This window comes from Thermaerobacillus caldiproteolyticus (assembly GCF_013761245.1).
Classification (GTDB): domain Bacteria; phylum Bacillota; class Bacilli; order Bacillales; family Anoxybacillaceae; genus Thermaerobacillus; species Thermaerobacillus caldiproteolyticus.
This window is the reverse complement of sequence record NZ_JACDUT010000003.1, coordinates 47,554-64,322: the sequence shown is the minus strand read 5'-3', so window position 1 is coordinate 64,322 and position 16,769 is coordinate 47,554. Positions and strand designations below refer to the sequence as shown.

The following is a 16,769-nucleotide window of genomic DNA, read 5'->3' as shown; positions in this document are numbered from 1 at the left end:
TACAACCAGAAAGGGGGAAAATTATGAAACTCTTAGCGATTACTTCTTGTCCCAACGGAATTGCACATACGTATATGGCTGCTGAGAAACTAGCGAAAGCCGCTGAAAAAATGGGACATGAGATGAAAGTAGAAACACAAGGCTCCATTGGTGTCGAGAACGAATTAACCGTAGAAGACATTCAAACAGCAGACGGAATTATTATTGCCGCAGATAAACAAGTGGACAAAAGCCGTTTTTATGGAAAACGAGTGTTAGAAGCGTCCGTAACCGACGGCATTCGCAAACCGGAAGAACTCATTGCTAAATTCGAACGTAATGAAGTCCCTATATATGGAAAATCGGAGCCTGATAAGCTGAAAACGATCGAAGAAGTCAAAGAAGAAAGAACACAAAAACAGAATCCAATTTACCGCAATTTGATGAACGGAGTCTCTTATATGATTCCATTTGTCGTCATCGGTGGATTGTTAATCGCTCTTTCTCTCGCTATTGGTGGGGAACCAACAGAAAAAGGTCTCGTCATTCCGAAAGGCTCCGTTTGGAATCACATTCTTAACGTCGGGACAGCTAGTTTTACATTCATGGTCCCAATTTTAGCTGGGTTTATTGCTATGAGTATCGCTGATCGCCCTGGACTTGCCCCGGGTATGATTGGCGGTTATATTGCCGCAAACGGAAGTTTTTACGGCAGTGAAGCAGGAGCTGGATTTATCGGAGGAATTATTGCTGGATTTTTAGCTGGTTACATTGCAAAATGGATTAAAAGCATCCGTGTTCCTAAAGTGATTCAACCGATTATGCCTATACTCGTCATTCCATTATGTTCTTCCATCTTAGTGGCAGCAATTTTTATCTTCATTCTTGGACAACCGATTGCTGGAATGATGGAAGGACTTACATCATGGCTAAACAGCATGCAAGGTGCAAGTAAAATCGTATTAGCGATAATTCTCGGAGCGATGATCTCATTCGATATGGGTGGTCCTGTCAACAAAGTCGCCTTCTTATTCGGTTCAGCAATGATCGCAGAAGGAAATGCTCATATTATGGGGGCGATCGCTGCCGCCATTTGTATCCCGCCGCTTGGACTAGGATTAGCGACTTTATTAAACAAAACAAAATTTACCGCAGAAGAACGGGAAGCCGGAAAAGCGGCGCTGGCAATGGGGCTAGTCGGTATTACAGAAGGAGCAATTCCGTTTGCCGCACGAGACCCACTCCGCGTCATTCCAAGCATTATGATCGGCTCAATGGTAGGGGCGGTAATCGCCATGCTAAGCGGAGTAACAGACCATGTCCCACATGGGGGTCCAATTGTCGCCGTATTCCAAGCTGTTGATAACGTCCCAATGTTTTTTGTATCGATCATCATTGGAATGATTGTTACAGCTTTAGTAGTGAATGTGATTAAAAAGCCGGTTGAATCTGCAGAGTAACATTATATTTGTATAAGAATCTTTGCAACCAGCAACGATTCTGCCTTTTTTGTCCAATGCAAAAGAAAGAGGTGACAGTGATGCTTTCTCGCCATAAACAACTATTAAAACATTTGTTAACTACCAATGCCTATACATCTGTCACTTCATTGGCGAATGAATTGGTATGTTCTGAAAAGACGATCCGAAATGATTTAAAAGCGCTTGATGAATTTCTATTACAAAAATATCCCCATATCGTGATTGAACGAAAACCAAGTATAGGGGTCATCGTGAAAGGGGACGAAAAGGAAAAACAGAAACTTTTTCGCGACCTTTCGCTTTTGGATGAAAAAGACGTATCTCAAGACTATCGAAAGCTCCAATTGATCAAAGCGCTACTGACAGCAGATAAACCAGTAACAATGCAGCAACTAGCAAATCAATTTTATGTCAGTAAATCGGCAATTAGCTACGATTTAGAAGAAATAGAAGATTGGTTACAATCTTTTGGACTTACATTAATTCGTAAACCACACCTAGGTTTAAAAGTAGAAGGAACAGAAAAAGCGTGGCGCTCCGCCTTATCACAGCTCGTAGAGTTGCTCGTTGACCATTCCTACTACATTCTCGATGCAAAACAGCTAAAAATGATTGAAGATGTTTTACAACCATATGAATTAGCTCTCATTGAAAAAGAAATTCGTCAAATGGACGAATCTCTTGATTTTCGGCTAACCGATCAATCAGTTGTCAGTCTAACTGTGCACATTGCAATCGCGGTCAAGCGAATTAAAAAAGGGCATAGTATTCGCATGGACAAAAGCCAATTACAAGAGCTACAGACAAAAACAGAATACCTGCTCGCGGAACAGCTTGCGAAACGGATTGAACAATGGTTAGCCGTTAAAATCCCGAAAGAAGAAATTGGATACATTACCCTTCATTTTCTAGGCGCAAGAGTACGGTATGACCAAATCCACATAAAAGAAGGGATTGAGCATTTATTAAAAAAAGTAGACAGAGAATCGTTAGAAATCGTCAGAGAACTAATTAAGGAAATCTCATTACACACCAACGAACGATTGTGCGACGATAAAGAATTATTAGTAGGACTCACTATTCATTTTCATTCGACACTAAACAGATTGAGAAACGGTTTATCGGTGAAAAATCCGATGCTTAAAGAAATCAAACGAATGTATTGCTATCCATTCGAACTCGTTCTATCTTTGATCACTAAGGTTGAACAAAAAGCAAACGTTATCATTCCGGAAGACGAAGTAGCTTACATTGTCCTACATGTTCAAGCTGCCCTGGAACGGCTGCAACACAAAAAAGAAAAAACGCGAGTGGTCATTGTTTGTGCTACCGGTTCCGGGACATCACAATTGATTGAAGCAAAAATTTCCGCTTCATTTCCAGAGCTAGAGATTGTCGAAGTAACTTCGATTGCCAAACTGAACGAAGTCATCGCAGCAAAAGAACCCGACTTGTTACTTAGTACCGTTCCGCTAGACTATACGCCTGTTCCTGTTATGACTGTGAGTCCGCTATTGCCAAAACACGAACTGGAAATGCTCAAACAATTTATTTATCGCGTTTCTCATTTCGCAGAAGAAACGCATCGTTACGAAACATTACAACAATTCATCGATCCAAACTTAATTTTTCTTGATGTCTCTTTCACAGACCGATTAGAAATCATTGAATATGTGGCGAACGAGCTTTACAAACACGGCTATGTAGAAGAACCATACGGAGAAAGTGCAAAAGAGCGAGAAACACTCTCTTCCACGTATATTGGCGGGGGGATCGCGATTCCGCATGGGCAAGTGCAATGGATTAATCAATCTGTTATAGCAATTGCTCGACTATCCTCCGCTATTGATTGGGATGGAGAAAAAGTGAAATTCGTTTTTATGATCGCTCATAACTTTCACGATAACGAAACAATAAAGAAATTGTTTCAAGAATTATCCGATTTATCAGAAGACGAAGAGACGCTAAAACAATTAGCCCTTTCTACAACCATTGACGAATTTTACGAATCAGTAAACAAAAAAACAAGGGGGCTCGTTTAGCTCTCGAAGCCAAACGTTCTTCTCCTGCAGAAACACTTGTCACCGTGAAAACACGAGTTTAACAAAAAAACTCTGGACTCTGAAGCAAAACAAATTTTCTTTACACATTTAGAAGGAGTGAGAAACATGAATTTAACAGAACTTGTAACAACCAATTTAATCCAATTACAACTAGAAGGAAAAACAAAAGACGAAATCATGGAAGAAATGGCCGAAATGATTGATCGCAGCGGAGCTTTACACGATAAAGAGAAATATAAACAGTCATTGTACAAACGAGAAATGGAAGGAAGCACAGGCATCGGCTTCGGAATTGCGATTCCCCATGGCAAAAGCGATGCTGTGAAAAAAACATGTGTGGCCTTCGGAGTGAAAAAAAGCGGAGTTGACTGGGATAGCCTAGACGGCGAAAAAGCCCAACTTATTTTCATGATTGCTGTACCAGAAAAACATGCAGGAGATGAGCATTTAAAAATTCTCCAACTTCTATCTCGTAAATTAATGGATGACGAATTTCGTGAACACCTTTTACATGCCACAACGAAAGAAGAAGTGATGCAATTGTTTGATCAAGTATAAAATCGGAGAAATTTTTTGTATAATCAAAATATATAAATTATATATATCATAAAAAGGTGTGAAAACACATGCAAATAGAGCCGATTTTTTTCACTCCCATTTTCCAAGAAAGAATCTGGGGAGGAACAAAGTTAGCGCAACAGTTTGGCTACGACATTCCTTCCGAGCGGACAGGGGAATGTTGGGCAGTATCCGCTCATCCGAACGGACAAACATTTGTCAAAAATGGACCATTTGAAGGGATGCCGCTCGGACAGCTATGGGACGAGCACCGTGACTTGTTCGGTCATTTCCCTTCCGAGCACTTTCCGTTGCTTACGAAAATTTTAGATGCCAATGCCGATTTATCCGTTCAAGTTCATCCAGATGATACATATGCACGCGAACACGAAAACGGCGAACTAGGAAAAACAGAATGCTGGTATATTATCGACTGCAAAAAAGACGCAGAGCTCGTGTATGGCCACAATGCCAAAACGAAAACAGAACTAAAAGAAATGATGGACAACGGACAATGGGACAAGCTGCTTCGCAAAGTGAAAATCAAACCTGGGGACTTTTTCTATGTCCCAAGCGGAACGATTCATGCCCTTTGCGAAGGAACCCTTGTGTTAGAAACGCAACAAAGTTCGGATACGACGTATCGTGTATACGATTACGACCGCGTCGACGAAAAAGGAAACAAGCGGGAACTCCATTTAGAAAAGGCGCTGGACGTTATTACCGTCCCACATACCGATGCATACTCCCAGCCACACGTCGTCAAATACGATGGTACAACGATTACGACGTTTATTGAAAGCGACTATTTCACCGTGCAAAAATGGAATATCGAGGGAACAGCCACATTCAAGCAAAGCAAACCTTTTCTCATCGTCAGCGTTCTTCACGGAGAAGGAGAGCTGATTTCAGAAGGCCAATCGTATTCGTTAACGAAAGGAGACCATTTCATTCTTCCTTACCAATTTGGATATTTTTCGATCAAAGGAACATTAGAAATTATTTCCTCATCACCATCGCAACACCCATAACAAAGAAGCTGTCTCGTTTCGTGAGGCAGCTTCTTTGGCATTTACGAAGATATTGATCGGTTTTCATTCACTGCTACCTCATGTGATGACCGATATTCTTTTTCTAAAAACTCTATTGTTCACTTACAATAAAGTTGTTTAATTTTAATACTCTAAACACGCATAACACCATTCGATTCCGAACGGTGTTCAAAAAATAGTTATTTCATTTTAGATAACTTGAATTGTTTTAAGAAGCAGTAACAAAAAAAGTTGTTTCACAAATTTTCTGTTATTCAACTATCGCTCCCGATTGTTGAAGTTTGCTTCAGAATGTATCGGTCCTTATGGAAGTATGAAAAGCTTTGAAAGCAACCAGCTAGGAGTTATCCGGAGGCATTTGGTCCACTGAAACGGAATAAGACGGTACAACGTGTGCAGCTGCTGCACTTGCGCTCCGGCTTATGTCAAGTTACTCAACCTTTAATCTGTAACGGCATGAACCTCTTTCTTCTCCATATCCCGCTGAATTCGACTATCGCCGACAAAAGAAGCGGTCAGGACGCCGAGGGCGATAATGCCCAATCCGACAATGAAGACGAAGCTGAAGGAATCAGTCCAAGCGTGCTTCACGTAACCGACGATCTGTCTGGTCAGCTTCTCCGGCACTTCAGCACGTCCGGAGCAATCATCATACCGAACAGACTGTCGGTGTTCTCCGCAAGCTTTGCCAATACCGGGTGGACAGCCTGGTTGGAAGCGACATCCGAATCTGAGAGCACCTGCTACATATTGTCACTGATGCTGTGGTTCATTACCACGTTAAACAGCGTGACTCCGATGGTGCCCCCGATGGATCGGAAGAAGGCAGCGGCCGAGGTTACGGTACCGAGCTGGCTTTTCGGGAAGGCTTCCTGAACCACAATAGCCAAGGTTGGCATGACGAGACCCATGCCGCTTCCGAGAATGATCATATAAAGGTAAGTAATAAACGAGAAAGTGTCCACCCCCATGGTGCTCATCAGATAAAATCCCAGCGAAGTGATCAGCATCCCCGTAACAAGCACATTCTGGTACCGGGTGCGCAGAAGGATCTGGGAATCGATTATGCTTGCAGCGATCAAGGAGATCATCATAGGGGGGCGTCAGCCAGCTTTCGTCAGCGATACGCCCAAGATGGCCTGTATGAACATCGGAACGAACATAATTGCGCCGAACATGCCCAAACCCAGCACGTTCGAAACAGCGAATACGCGGTTTTGAAACAGCTTGAGATCGAGAATCGGTTCTTTGACCCAACGTCCCCCCAACCGAACAGAATGAACAAAACAGTGGATGCACCGAAAATACTGTAGCTGGCAGCAGAATCCCATGCAAATTTTTCTCCGCTGAAAGTCAGCCTAAATAGCAGCAGAACCAGTGCCGGAACGAATACGGCAATACCCAAGTAGTCGATGGGAGCATCGGTGGTGCCTGCCGCTTTTTCCCTCTTCAATCCAACAAAAATCAGAATGCCTGACAACAAGCCAAAAGGTACGTTAATTAAGAAAATCCAGTGCCAGCTGACGTGATCCACAAGGAAGCCACCGATAAACGGTCTAACGATGGAACTTAGGGCAAACAAGCCTCCGAATGCGCCCTGCCATTTGACCCGTTTCCCCTCCGAGAAGATATCCCCTATGATCGTCTGGGACAAAGACATGATCATGCTGCCTCCCAGGCCTTGCAGGCCGCGGTATAGTACCAGTTGCTCCATGGTGGTGGCAGTAGCGTACAGCCCCGAGCCCAATACGAAGATCAGAATACCCAATAAGTATAAAATCCTTCTGTCAAACATGTCGGACAGCTTACCGGCGATCGGTACCACCGTGGTAGATGTAATAAGATAAGCCGTCGTTGCCCATGAGAAAATCGAAAATCCGTTCAACTCGCCGACGATAATCGGCATGGCAGTTCCCACGGCGGTTTGCTCCAGAGCACTGAAAAACATCCCGAGTATAAGTCCCAGAAGGACTAGCTTTCTTTTGACTCCTAATTGCTCTTTCTACTTTAATCCCTCCGTTTAAGTTTCTGATAGAATGGTCAGTTAATTTTGGATTATTCAATTTAATAATGCAAAACCCCCTTTCTATTTTTAATTACAGTGATAATTTAAGACTCTAGGCCAGTCCCTTGTTAACTCTGGATCAGAAGTAAACTCCCTGGCTCAACGTTGCGCAAAAAGGGGCTCGGTTCGCCTACACTGTAAAGCTGCAAGTGATGCATAGCCCGGGTGCAGGCGGTGTAGAACAATCTGCGCAGACTCTCATCGCCATATACTTGCGCCGATGCGTTATAAATGATGACGGCGTCAAATTCGATGCCCTTGGCCAAATACGCCGGTATGACGACAACACCTTGTTCATATTCGGTAGATCCGCTCTTCACGAGCTTAATTTCTTCGACGTCGCTCAGTGCTTCGTATGCGGCGGTGCTTTCCGCAGCAGATTTGCATATAATCGCGATCGTATTATACCCCCGGTTCCGCAAGTCCTTGATTTTGGAAGCAATGCAGCGGTGCAGTTCGGCATGATTGGAAACTCTCGTCAGCACAGGCCTATCGCCGTCGCGCTCAAAAGCGATAATCCGTTCGCCGCCAGGCACGAGTCCGCGCGTAAATTCGACGATCTGTCTTGTGGATCTGTAGCTGCGGGTCAAGGTTATCACATCGGTTTCGTCCGGTCCGTATAAGCTGGTAAGTGTGTGGAAATCGACCGTTTCACTGGCATGGGCAAAGATCGCCTGGTTAAAGTCGCCGAGCACGGTCATCCTTGCCGAGGGAAACAAACATTTCAAATACTCGAATTGAAACGGAGAATAATCTTGCGCTTCGTCTACAAGCACGTGTTTGATCGAGATGTTCCTCTGAAAGCCTTGAATCAGATCTTTCAAGAATAAAAACGGAGTTGTATCTTCGTAAAACAGTTTGCCTTCGTCTAGCATTTTCACCGTCAATCGGCAAATATCCTCCCACTCCTCGGGTGTTTCCCCCTCCATCCACAGTTTGATCCGTGTTGGATCGGCGAAAAGTTGCTTGTATATTCCCTTAAAGTCGATGAAACGAAGCGCCCGGATCCGTTTGTGCAACGGCTTCATTTTTTTGCGGACGATCAATTCGCCAAGCGCTTCGGTCTCGATCTCATAATTGTCTAACGATTCTCCTTTAAAGCGGCGTTTTTTCCGTAAATGGGTGTAAGCCTTATGGTAATCCTCGTTGCTAAGCAGCTCGATTTCTTCCCGCACCCATGGCTTGGTCCGCTCAAGTTTCTCGGCTGCATCGATTTGCTTGTTTAGCCAATCCACCAACTTTTCAAGTCTGTTGTGAAAGCGGAGCGAGGTGTCGCTGCTGTAAAACCTTTCCGCGATTTGTTTGGCGGTGACGATCGGTTTTCCTCTAAATAGAATATCTTTGAATAGCATGCTGGAGGATTCCAGAGATTTCCAATATGTTTTGATCGACTCGAAAAAACGGGTTGATGCCTTGAATCGGATGCTCGCAGTCCTAGTCCGGTATGAAGGGTCATCCGCTGCAGTCAACACATATTCCAATTGCTCGTAAGGACCCTCTACTTGAAATTCGTTGCTCAGCCGATAATCCAAGTATTCCTGGAATGTGACCTGTTGCATATTCTCTTCGCCGAGTTCGGGCAACACATTGGATACGTAGCTGTTAAACATCGAATTAGGTGAAAATAAAATGATTTGATCGGCTTTCAGCCGATCCCGATACTTGTAGAGCAAGTAAGCGATCCGCTGCAGGGCGGCCGATGTCTTGCCGCTGCCAGCAGGGCCTTGCACAATGAGCAGCCGCCCGCGATCGTGCCGGATGATCCGGTTTTGTTCCCGTTGAATGGTGGCCACGATGTTGTGCATATGTTTGTCTGTGACTCTGCCAAGCACCTGTTGTAAAATCTCGTCTCCAATGGTGAGACTGGTATCGAACATCGATTTGATAACACCGCCGCGGATGATATATTGCCACTTTTTCTCCAGCATGCCACGGATTACGCCTCCGGGCGTAGCATATTCGGCCGGACCGGGCGGGTAATCGTAGTAGATACTCGAGACCGGCGCCCGCCAGTCGTAGATAAGGATGTTCTCTCCGCTTGTATCCGTGAGCGTGGAGATGCCGATATAGATTCGTTCAGCAGCGGAAGTTCCTTCTTCAGTGAAATCGATTCGGCCGAAATAAGGCACCTCCTGCATGCGGCGCAGCGCAGACAACCTCTTGAAGGCTTGTCTGTGGGTGCTTTGGCTGACAGACAGGTTCTGAGCCTGTTGTCTCAAGCTGATGATCGTCTCAAGAAAATCGTCGAAAGTATCTATATTAACCTTGACGTCATCCCAAAAGTGTTTGCGGATATCAATCACTTCTTTCCGACGCCGCAAGGTTTCGTCTTCCAGCATGCCGATTTGCTCCGCAATTGTCTCCATTATGCTGTCCAATCGTTCTTGCTCCTGCCGAAGTTCTGTCATTTCAATCACTCCTTTAAAAAAATGAAAAATGGGGGTTGACTGAAGGGGATTTATGATGTATAATTATAATGGGATATTATATTATAATTAAAAAATAAAATGTGTTTCTATACTAATTTATCATAGTTTCTCTATTTTATCAATGTATTTAACACTACCGCCGCTATGATGGATCGTACTTGTTGCAATTTTAAAGGTAGAAAAACCCTATTTAACAAGACAAATGACTCACAAAAAATGATATCCAAATATACGATCATTTAAAGTAAGGTTAGATAAATCTTATTGAGAAATCCTTCAGAGAACATATCAAGCATAATACAGTTATTCACGAGTTTCATTTCATCTAGAGCCTCATTCTGTAACTTTATTACCATTTTCATTAACTCTCCACCTTTTGTATTTTTTATCTGTCATGTTCGAGTATATTAAGTGTATATCCCCTTTCATTAAAGATCTTCTCCATTTCTTTTAAGTCTTTATTTTTAAAAGGATTTGCCGATATCTTGTAAGCTTATTAACAAAATTTTTTAAGGCTTTTTTCTAGTTCTTTCATTCCTGCCAAATATCCAAATTAACTACCAAGTGTTATTCAATTAAATGGCCCTTTAATGGAATAATGTAGCTGGAGTTTTAAACAACATTTTTGTAAATTAAACAACTTTATTTGTAATTAAACAACTTTATTATCACTTACTTATCATCTATGTCAGTAATACCTGCTTTCACTGGATCAAATACAGGAATCTTTCCCGGCTTTTTTCTTCTCCTCTTAATCTTTTATAATACTTTCAAAGCCGGATTTCTTAAAAAAGGGATCGCAATCATATTCAGCCATGCTATGCAATATCTCTAAGCATTCAAGTAAGTTTTGCTGTTTTGACGCTACCATCGAAAACAAACAACCACGAGTATCACATATTGAAACTAAGACGAAATGGAATGAAGCTAAGCGAGCGATTCGCTTGACATAGCCAAAAAATAATGGCCACTGCAATAATCACTAACCCGATTCCTATGATCGTTGGATTGATCCCAAACGCATTTTTAATTCCTGCCGCAATACTGTTGGCTTGTACTCCCGGAAGAAGCATACCAGTGGCCGATACGGTCCCAACAGCAAATCATACCGCATACCATTTGATTTTCAATATAATGGGCAGGACCTCCACAGAATTGGCCATCTTGCTTAATTTTGTATACTTGTGCAAGAGCTGCTTCGACAAACGCCAACACCGCTCCTAAAAAGGCGATGAGTCACATCCAAAACACGGCTGTTGCCACTCCAGCGATGTTGCCGGTCCCGCCCCGTCCCGATAAAGCGAGCGATAACGCTTGAAACAAAGAAATTCCCTCTTCAGAGTTACACCCGTCAAACATTTGCTTCATCATATCTTTCAAATGCCTGACTTGTAAAAAGCGGGTCATTAACAAATAAAAAAGGCCTCTCCTTCCGAGAAGCCTTTTATCTCATCCCCATTCCGATTTTGCACATTGCTGCAATTTGACGAGCTGTTTTTGTAAGATAAGGTTCAGCGTTTTCCAATGCTTTCGTAAGTGGAATAATTCCCGGCACCATGCTATAAAGGGCATCGATTCCGTGCTGTAACACAATATCGCTATCGTCTGATAATGAACCGGCAATACCAATAACGGGAATACCGTATTGTTTCGCCACTTTTGCCACACCGACGGGCGTTTTCCCATAAATGGTCTGACTATCAATACGCCCTTCCCCTGTAATGACGAGCGAAGCACCTTTTACACGTTCATGAAATTGAACAGCCGCAAGAACAATCTCTACTCCCCGTTTTAACTCCGCGTTAAGAAACGCAAGTAATCCGGCACCAAGCCCACCTGCTGCACCTGCGCCGGGAACATGGCGAACTTGTTTTCCTAACGTCTGTTCAATCATATCGGCATAGTGGCTTAAATTTTCATCAAGCTGTCGAACCATTTCCGGCGTTGCCCCTTTTTGTGGTCCAAATACTGCTGATGCTCCTTGTGGTCCCGTTAATGGGTTGTCGACATCACAAGCAACGTCAATTTTTACTTTTTTGAGCCTCGAATCGAGCTGTGAAAGGTCAATCGTGACAAGCTGCGATAAGTTTCCACCGCCGGGAGCAATCTCTTGTCCAGCCCGGTTCAGAAGCCGGCCGCCCAGCGCTTGGATCATTCCTGCCCCGCCATCATTTGTCGCACTTCCGCCGATTCCAATGATAATATGCTCCACGCCCATATCCAGAGTTGCTCGAATTAATTCCCCTGTTCCCCTCGTTGTCGTGAGAAGCGGGTTTCGCTTTTCGTTCGGAACAAGATGTAACCCTGAAGCAGCTGCCATTTCGATTACCGCAGTTTTCCCTCCACCAAGCACGCCAAGAAAGGCATTCACTGGCTCTCCTAACGGTCCTGTAACCCGTTTTTCGATGACCGTACCTCCCGTCGCGTCAACCAATGACTGAACCGTCCCTTCTCCTCCATCAGCCATCGGTATTTTCACATACTCCGCTTCTGGAAATACATCCCGAAATCCCTTTTCTATCGCATTTGCTACTTGTGACGCAGACAAACTTTCTTTGAACGAATCAGGCGCAATGACAATTTTCATCGTTCCATCTCCATTTCTCTATGATCCAAAAAACTGAAATACTCCAAAAATTAATGTCGATATAACAGTTAACGTCATCCCTACAAGCGATTCATATGGAATGAGTTTGAGACGTTCTTTGATTTCCATATGAACACTCCCAGCTGTAGCATGGAAAAAGCTTCCGTGAGGCAAATGATCCAACACCGTAGCACCAGCATGAACCATTGCTGCTCCGGCTAGCGCGGAAACATCTAAACCAATGATCGTTGCTCCAAACACGCTGCTGGCAACCGCCGTTCCTGCTGTTGTTGAAGCGGTAGCCCCGGACATGAAGATACCTGAAATTGGCGCTAATAAATACGCCGGCAATCCCGAATGAGCTAATCCGCTAATGATCACATTTTTCAGCGATGAGTTCGCAATAACCCCTGCTAACGTTCCCGTTCCTAACAACATAATGGCGACGCCGGACATTTTCGATAAGCCAGAAACAGCATAGTCATTGATATTCTTTGCTTGTTTCATCGCAATCGCACCCACAATTCCACCGACAGGAAGTGCAATCATCGGATCGATGGCAATATCAAATGCCGGACGCAATGCCAACAGTACAATCGTTACAATTGGAGCTACGATCGCAGCTAAAAATGTTGGCAATTCCTTATGTTCATTGCCTGTAGCTTTCCTCGTATTCGCAACTGGTGCTCCTTTATGAACGAGTTGCTTCGCTAGAAAATAGATTACAACAATTCCGAAAAGAGCCGGGATAATCCCAGCTGCCATCAACGAGGTTAATGAGACATGGAATGCGTCCGAGGCAGCGATTGTATTCGGATTAGGCGACATGATGTTCCCTGCTTTCCCTCCACCAATCATCGCCAAAAGAATCGCTGATTTCGATAATTTTGTCCGGCTGGCAATCGCTAACGCAATTGGTGCAACTGTAATGACCGCGACATCAATAAACACTCCGACCGCTGTTAAAATCATCGTTGCGACAGCCAATGCAAGTAGCGCTCGTGTTTCTCCGAGCTTCCGTACAATCGTTTCTGCAATCGACGCAGCTGCTCCAGAGTCAATCAGTACCCCCGCTAGCACCCCTGCAGCTAAAATGCGCAGCACAGCAGGGATCATTTCTTTGGCTCCTTCCATCATGATATTGACAGTATTTGTTACATCTATCCCACCTACGATTCCACCAATGAAAGCACCTGCAATCATCCCGTAAGCAGGTGAAACTCTTCGTAAAATGAGTATGATCGCAATAACTAATGCGACGATCGCTCCTAAAGCGCTTACTTGAATATCCACGATCCAAGCCCCCCCTTTGCTTATTTTTATCGTAAGCGCTATCCATAATAATTTCATTGTGAAACAAAACGAATTTATGAAGCGATCGTTCCACTATTTATTGTGCAAATGCACAAATTACTAACGAAGCTGATGAACAATAAGCGCTGTATATAGCTGAAGCAAATCCTTGATATTGTGAGGGTCTTTTCCAGTGATTTTCTGAATTTTTTCGAACCGATAACGCAGCGTATTGCGATGAACAAATAGTTTGCTGGCCGTCTTATTCAGTTCTCCCTTTTCTTGAATATAAACATGTAACGTCTCCTGCAATTCACCGGTTTCATCGTGTTCAAGAAGCTGCTCATAAAATTCAAACGCGCTTCCCGCAAGAGGTAACTGCCCCATTTCCGATAATAAAATTTCAAACTCAACCTCTTTATAATGATATACGTAACGTTCTGGATCCATTTTCCTCCCCACCGTTACGGCTTGTTTGGCCAGTTCATATGATTGTTTAATCGCTGGGATTTTTGAACAGCACGGACCAATCCCTGCTTTTCCGTTCGTCACTTTTTGTAAAATTCTTTCCATTTTACCGATGATGTCACCAATATCTCTTTCTTCATTGACAATAGATTTAAGCACAACGATTTCCGAGGAGTATGTGAAGGCAGCCAAATCCTCTGTTGCTAATTCATATGTAAGCGTTCGAAGCAACTGTTGGTTCACATACTGAATCTGTTCATGAGGGATTTCCACCACGATGACGAGCCGAGGAAGGGACAGATTGACACCAAACGTCTTCGCCCGCTCAAGGAATGATGATTCATCTACATAGTCGTCATAAATAAGTTGATTGACTAGATCTTCTTTTAACCGCTGCTTCCATTGAACTTGTTCTAAAAAGAATGATTGTTGCAATACCATCTCAGCAGCCATTTTTACTAGTTCCGCGTATTCCCGAATATCATTTGGATCACCTGTAATTCCAATAACGCCTACTGTTTCCCCTAAAAAATGAATCGGCAAGTTTACTCCCATTTTGACACCTTTCAACTGATTCACACTTTGCTCATCAATTTCAATCGTCCGGTTTTCCTTTAATGCTAATAAGGCTCCATCGTGAGTATGGCCGATCCTACTTCGATCTCCAGAACCAATAATTACGCCATTACGATCCATCACATTAATATTTTTTCCTAAAATTTTCATCGTGCGATCAACGATTTTTTGAGCTAATTTTGGGGTAAACCATTGCAACTTCATTCCCTCCCTCATTTTCATTTATGCTGAAAGCTACTATGCTACCAAAACATTAAATGAATCCTAACTATCCTCTTACGGAAAATCGCACTCATCATATGGAAATATATATTTTTTGTTCGTTTTATCATTGTTCTCATTATATACTGAAAATTTTCACATTAATTACATCCTCTTAATAGTCCCTTAAAAATTTTATTTTATCATGATGATTGTAAAAACAAGTCAAAGGAGTGTCAAAAATGAGCCAAAAAAAGCATCGGATCATAGGATTAACGTTAGGTGTGGCGCTAACTGTTTCTGGAGCTGTCACAACATTTGCTTTTTTCAACAATGACACGCCGAATCAATCTTCTCCTATTCAGGGAAAAGCCAAAAATGTAATTGTGTTTGTCGGGGACGGAATGGGAGCAGCCCATCGTGACGCCATTCGGCTGGCGGCCAAAGGACTTAATGGAAAGTTGGAAATGGATGACATGCCTTATGCCGGAATCGTCCATACAAATTCAGCGGATCCAAAATCGTTTGTCACCGATTCAGCCGCCGCCGCTACTGCGATTGCTACAGGAGTAAAATCGTATAATGGGGCCATCGGTGTCGATCTGAACGGAAAACCTGTTAAAACCGTCTTAGAACAAGCGAAAGAGGCGGGAAAAGCAACGGGGATCGTCACAACGAGTCAAGTAACCGATGCTACTCCTGCCGCGTTTGCATCTCATGTGGCAAACCGCTCATCACAAAGTGATATTGCCAAACAATATCTCGAAAACAGTAAAGTCGATGTGATTTTAGGGGGTGGGGAAGATTATTGGTATCCAACTGAAAATCCGGGAAAATACCCTGACCATCCCGCTGAAGATCCAACAGAAGCGAGCAAAGGAACAAACGGCAACCTCGTCGACAAAGCCAAACAATTAGGCTATACGTATGTCAGCAATGCTGATGAATTGAAACGGGCAAAATCTAACAAACTCCTTGGCTTGTTTGCCAATGAAGAAATGTTTCAGCAACGTCCAGAAGGAGAAGGAGACATCTACGACCCGGTGGTATCACTGCCTGACATGACCAAAAAAGCGATCGACATTTTGTCCAAAAACAAAAAAGGATTTTTCCTTCTAGTTGAAGAGGAAGCGATCGATGAAATGAGCCATGAAAACAATGCCGCCTTAACTATTAAAGCCGGTCAACAATTTGACCAAGCGGTAGCTGTAGGGAAAGCCTATGCGAAGCAACATCCTGATACACTTGTCATCGTCCTAGCTGACCATGATTGTGGTGGACTTACGGTTGAAACCGTGAACGACTCTGATGAATCCGGTGATGGAAAAACAACCTCATCTGAGGACGGTCCATTTCCTATCGCCCATTCCGATCAGAACTTTGTCCTAGATTGGACAACATCCGGCCATACAGGTACTGATGTGCCTTTAACAGCCATGGGCCCAGGAGCTGAGAAATTAACAGGAATCTATGAAAATACACATATACACGATGTCATCCTTCGAGCGATGCGTATCAAATGACAGGATCGTAACAGATCATTGTCATCGCTAACGAACACCATGCTTATCATTGGTGGATGCAAAGCGCATCTCCCTCTTTATTTTTAACTAGATTTAATACAAAGTAATGCTTCATACAAACGCTTAAATGTTGAATACTAATTAAAACAGAGGCTTGTCAATCTACAACAAGCCTCTGTTTCATATTTAATTACTCACTTCAAACTTTTGTTTTCTCACTATTTGTGGTACGGTTCACCGCGTTTTACTAAGTAGTACCGTCGGTAGTTGAACAAAAAAGATATCTGTTTAATATCTCTTCGATTTGATTCGGCCTCTATTATAATATCTCTAACCAGTTCCTTCTTCTGTTCGTTTATCGCTTTCAACAATTCTCTCCATTCCTCCCCTAGTCATTCGTCTATTCGTTACATCTTCAGGTTATAAGAGAAAATACTTTTCTTCGCCGCTACGCGAAAATGATATATTCCTGCCTCTCTAATTAAAAATCGGAC

At 43.2% G+C, this 16,769-nt stretch carries 12 protein-coding genes and 1 pseudogene; 5 read left to right on the top strand and 8 right to left on the bottom strand.

Annotated elements, in window-relative coordinates; genetic code table 11:
• Positions 1 to 23 precede the first annotated feature (23 nt).
• The 4 genes from HNR31_RS05675 (at position 24) to manA (ending at position 5,112) form a co-directional block, all read left to right on the top strand.
• Positions 24 to 1,439: a PTS fructose transporter subunit IIC gene (locus HNR31_RS05675; protein ID WP_181555301.1), complete on the top strand. Its 1,416-nt coding sequence runs from the start codon at positions 24 to 26 to the stop codon at positions 1,437 to 1,439.
• 80 nt (positions 1,440 to 1,519) lie between these two features.
• Entirely contained in the window at positions 1,520 to 3,502 is a 1,983-nt protein-coding gene (locus HNR31_RS05670; protein ID WP_181555300.1) for a BglG family transcription antiterminator, read from the top strand.
• A 126-nt stretch (positions 3,503 to 3,628) separates the two neighbouring features.
• A complete protein-coding gene (locus HNR31_RS05665) occupies positions 3,629 to 4,081 on the top strand; it encodes a PTS sugar transporter subunit IIA (RefSeq protein WP_181555299.1) in 453 nt (150 codons plus the stop codon).
• A gap of 68 nt (positions 4,082 to 4,149) precedes the next feature.
• Positions 4,150 to 5,112: a mannose-6-phosphate isomerase, class I gene (manA, locus tag HNR31_RS05660; RefSeq protein WP_181555298.1), complete on the top strand. Its 963-nt coding sequence runs from the start codon at positions 4,150 to 4,152 to the stop codon at positions 5,110 to 5,112.
• 462 nt (positions 5,113 to 5,574) lie between these two features.
• Here the strand turns inward: manA and HNR31_RS18590 are convergent, their stop codons facing one another.
• The 8 genes and pseudogenes from HNR31_RS18590 to HNR31_RS05630 all read right to left on the bottom strand — a co-directional run bounded on the left by HNR31_RS18590 (position 5,575) and on the right by HNR31_RS05630 (position 14,749).
• On the bottom strand, positions 5,575 to 5,760 hold the full coding sequence (locus HNR31_RS18590; protein ID WP_233414477.1) for a hypothetical protein: 186 nt from the start codon (positions 5,758 to 5,760) through the stop codon (positions 5,575 to 5,577).
• 116 nt (positions 5,761 to 5,876) lie between these two features.
• Positions 5,877 to 6,227 carry an MFS transporter gene (locus HNR31_RS18585; RefSeq protein ID WP_258561017.1) on the bottom strand — a complete coding sequence of 117 codons (351 nt, stop codon included), beginning with the start codon at positions 6,225 to 6,227 and terminating at the stop codon, positions 5,877 to 5,879.
• Positions 6,228 to 6,250: 23 nt separating this feature from the next.
• Entirely contained in the window at positions 6,251 to 7,039 is a 789-nt protein-coding gene (locus HNR31_RS18580; protein ID WP_258561016.1) for an MFS transporter, read from the bottom strand.
• 227 nt (positions 7,040 to 7,266) lie between these two features.
• The gene (gene helD / locus HNR31_RS05650) at positions 7,267 to 9,606 is read right to left on the bottom strand and encodes an RNA polymerase recycling motor HelD (RefSeq protein WP_181555297.1); all 2,340 of its coding nucleotides are present in this window, start codon (positions 9,604 to 9,606) and stop codon (positions 7,267 to 7,269) included.
• Positions 9,607 to 10,552: 946 nt separating this feature from the next.
• Positions 10,553 to 11,052, bottom strand: a pseudogene (locus HNR31_RS05645) (alanine:cation symporter family protein); the annotation flags it as partial.
• Positions 11,053 to 11,071: 19 nt separating this feature from the next.
• Entirely contained in the window at positions 11,072 to 12,214 is a 1,143-nt protein-coding gene (locus HNR31_RS05640) for a glycerate kinase (protein ID WP_181555296.1), read from the bottom strand.
• 18 nt (positions 12,215 to 12,232) lie between these two features.
• A complete protein-coding gene (locus HNR31_RS05635; RefSeq protein WP_181555295.1) occupies positions 12,233 to 13,507 on the bottom strand; it encodes a GntP family permease in 1,275 nt (424 codons plus the stop codon).
• A gap of 120 nt (positions 13,508 to 13,627) precedes the next feature.
• Positions 13,628 to 14,749, bottom strand: a complete 1,122-nt coding sequence (locus HNR31_RS05630) for a CdaR family transcriptional regulator (protein ID WP_181555294.1) — start codon at positions 14,747 to 14,749, stop codon at positions 13,628 to 13,630.
• 245 nt (positions 14,750 to 14,994) lie between these two features.
• On the opposite strand from HNR31_RS05630, the gene HNR31_RS05625 reads away from it, so the two are divergent.
• Positions 14,995 to 16,275 carry an alkaline phosphatase gene (locus tag HNR31_RS05625; RefSeq protein WP_181555293.1) on the top strand — a complete coding sequence of 427 codons (1,281 nt, stop codon included), beginning with the start codon at positions 14,995 to 14,997 and terminating at the stop codon, positions 16,273 to 16,275.
• Positions 16,276 to 16,769 lie beyond the last annotated feature (494 nt).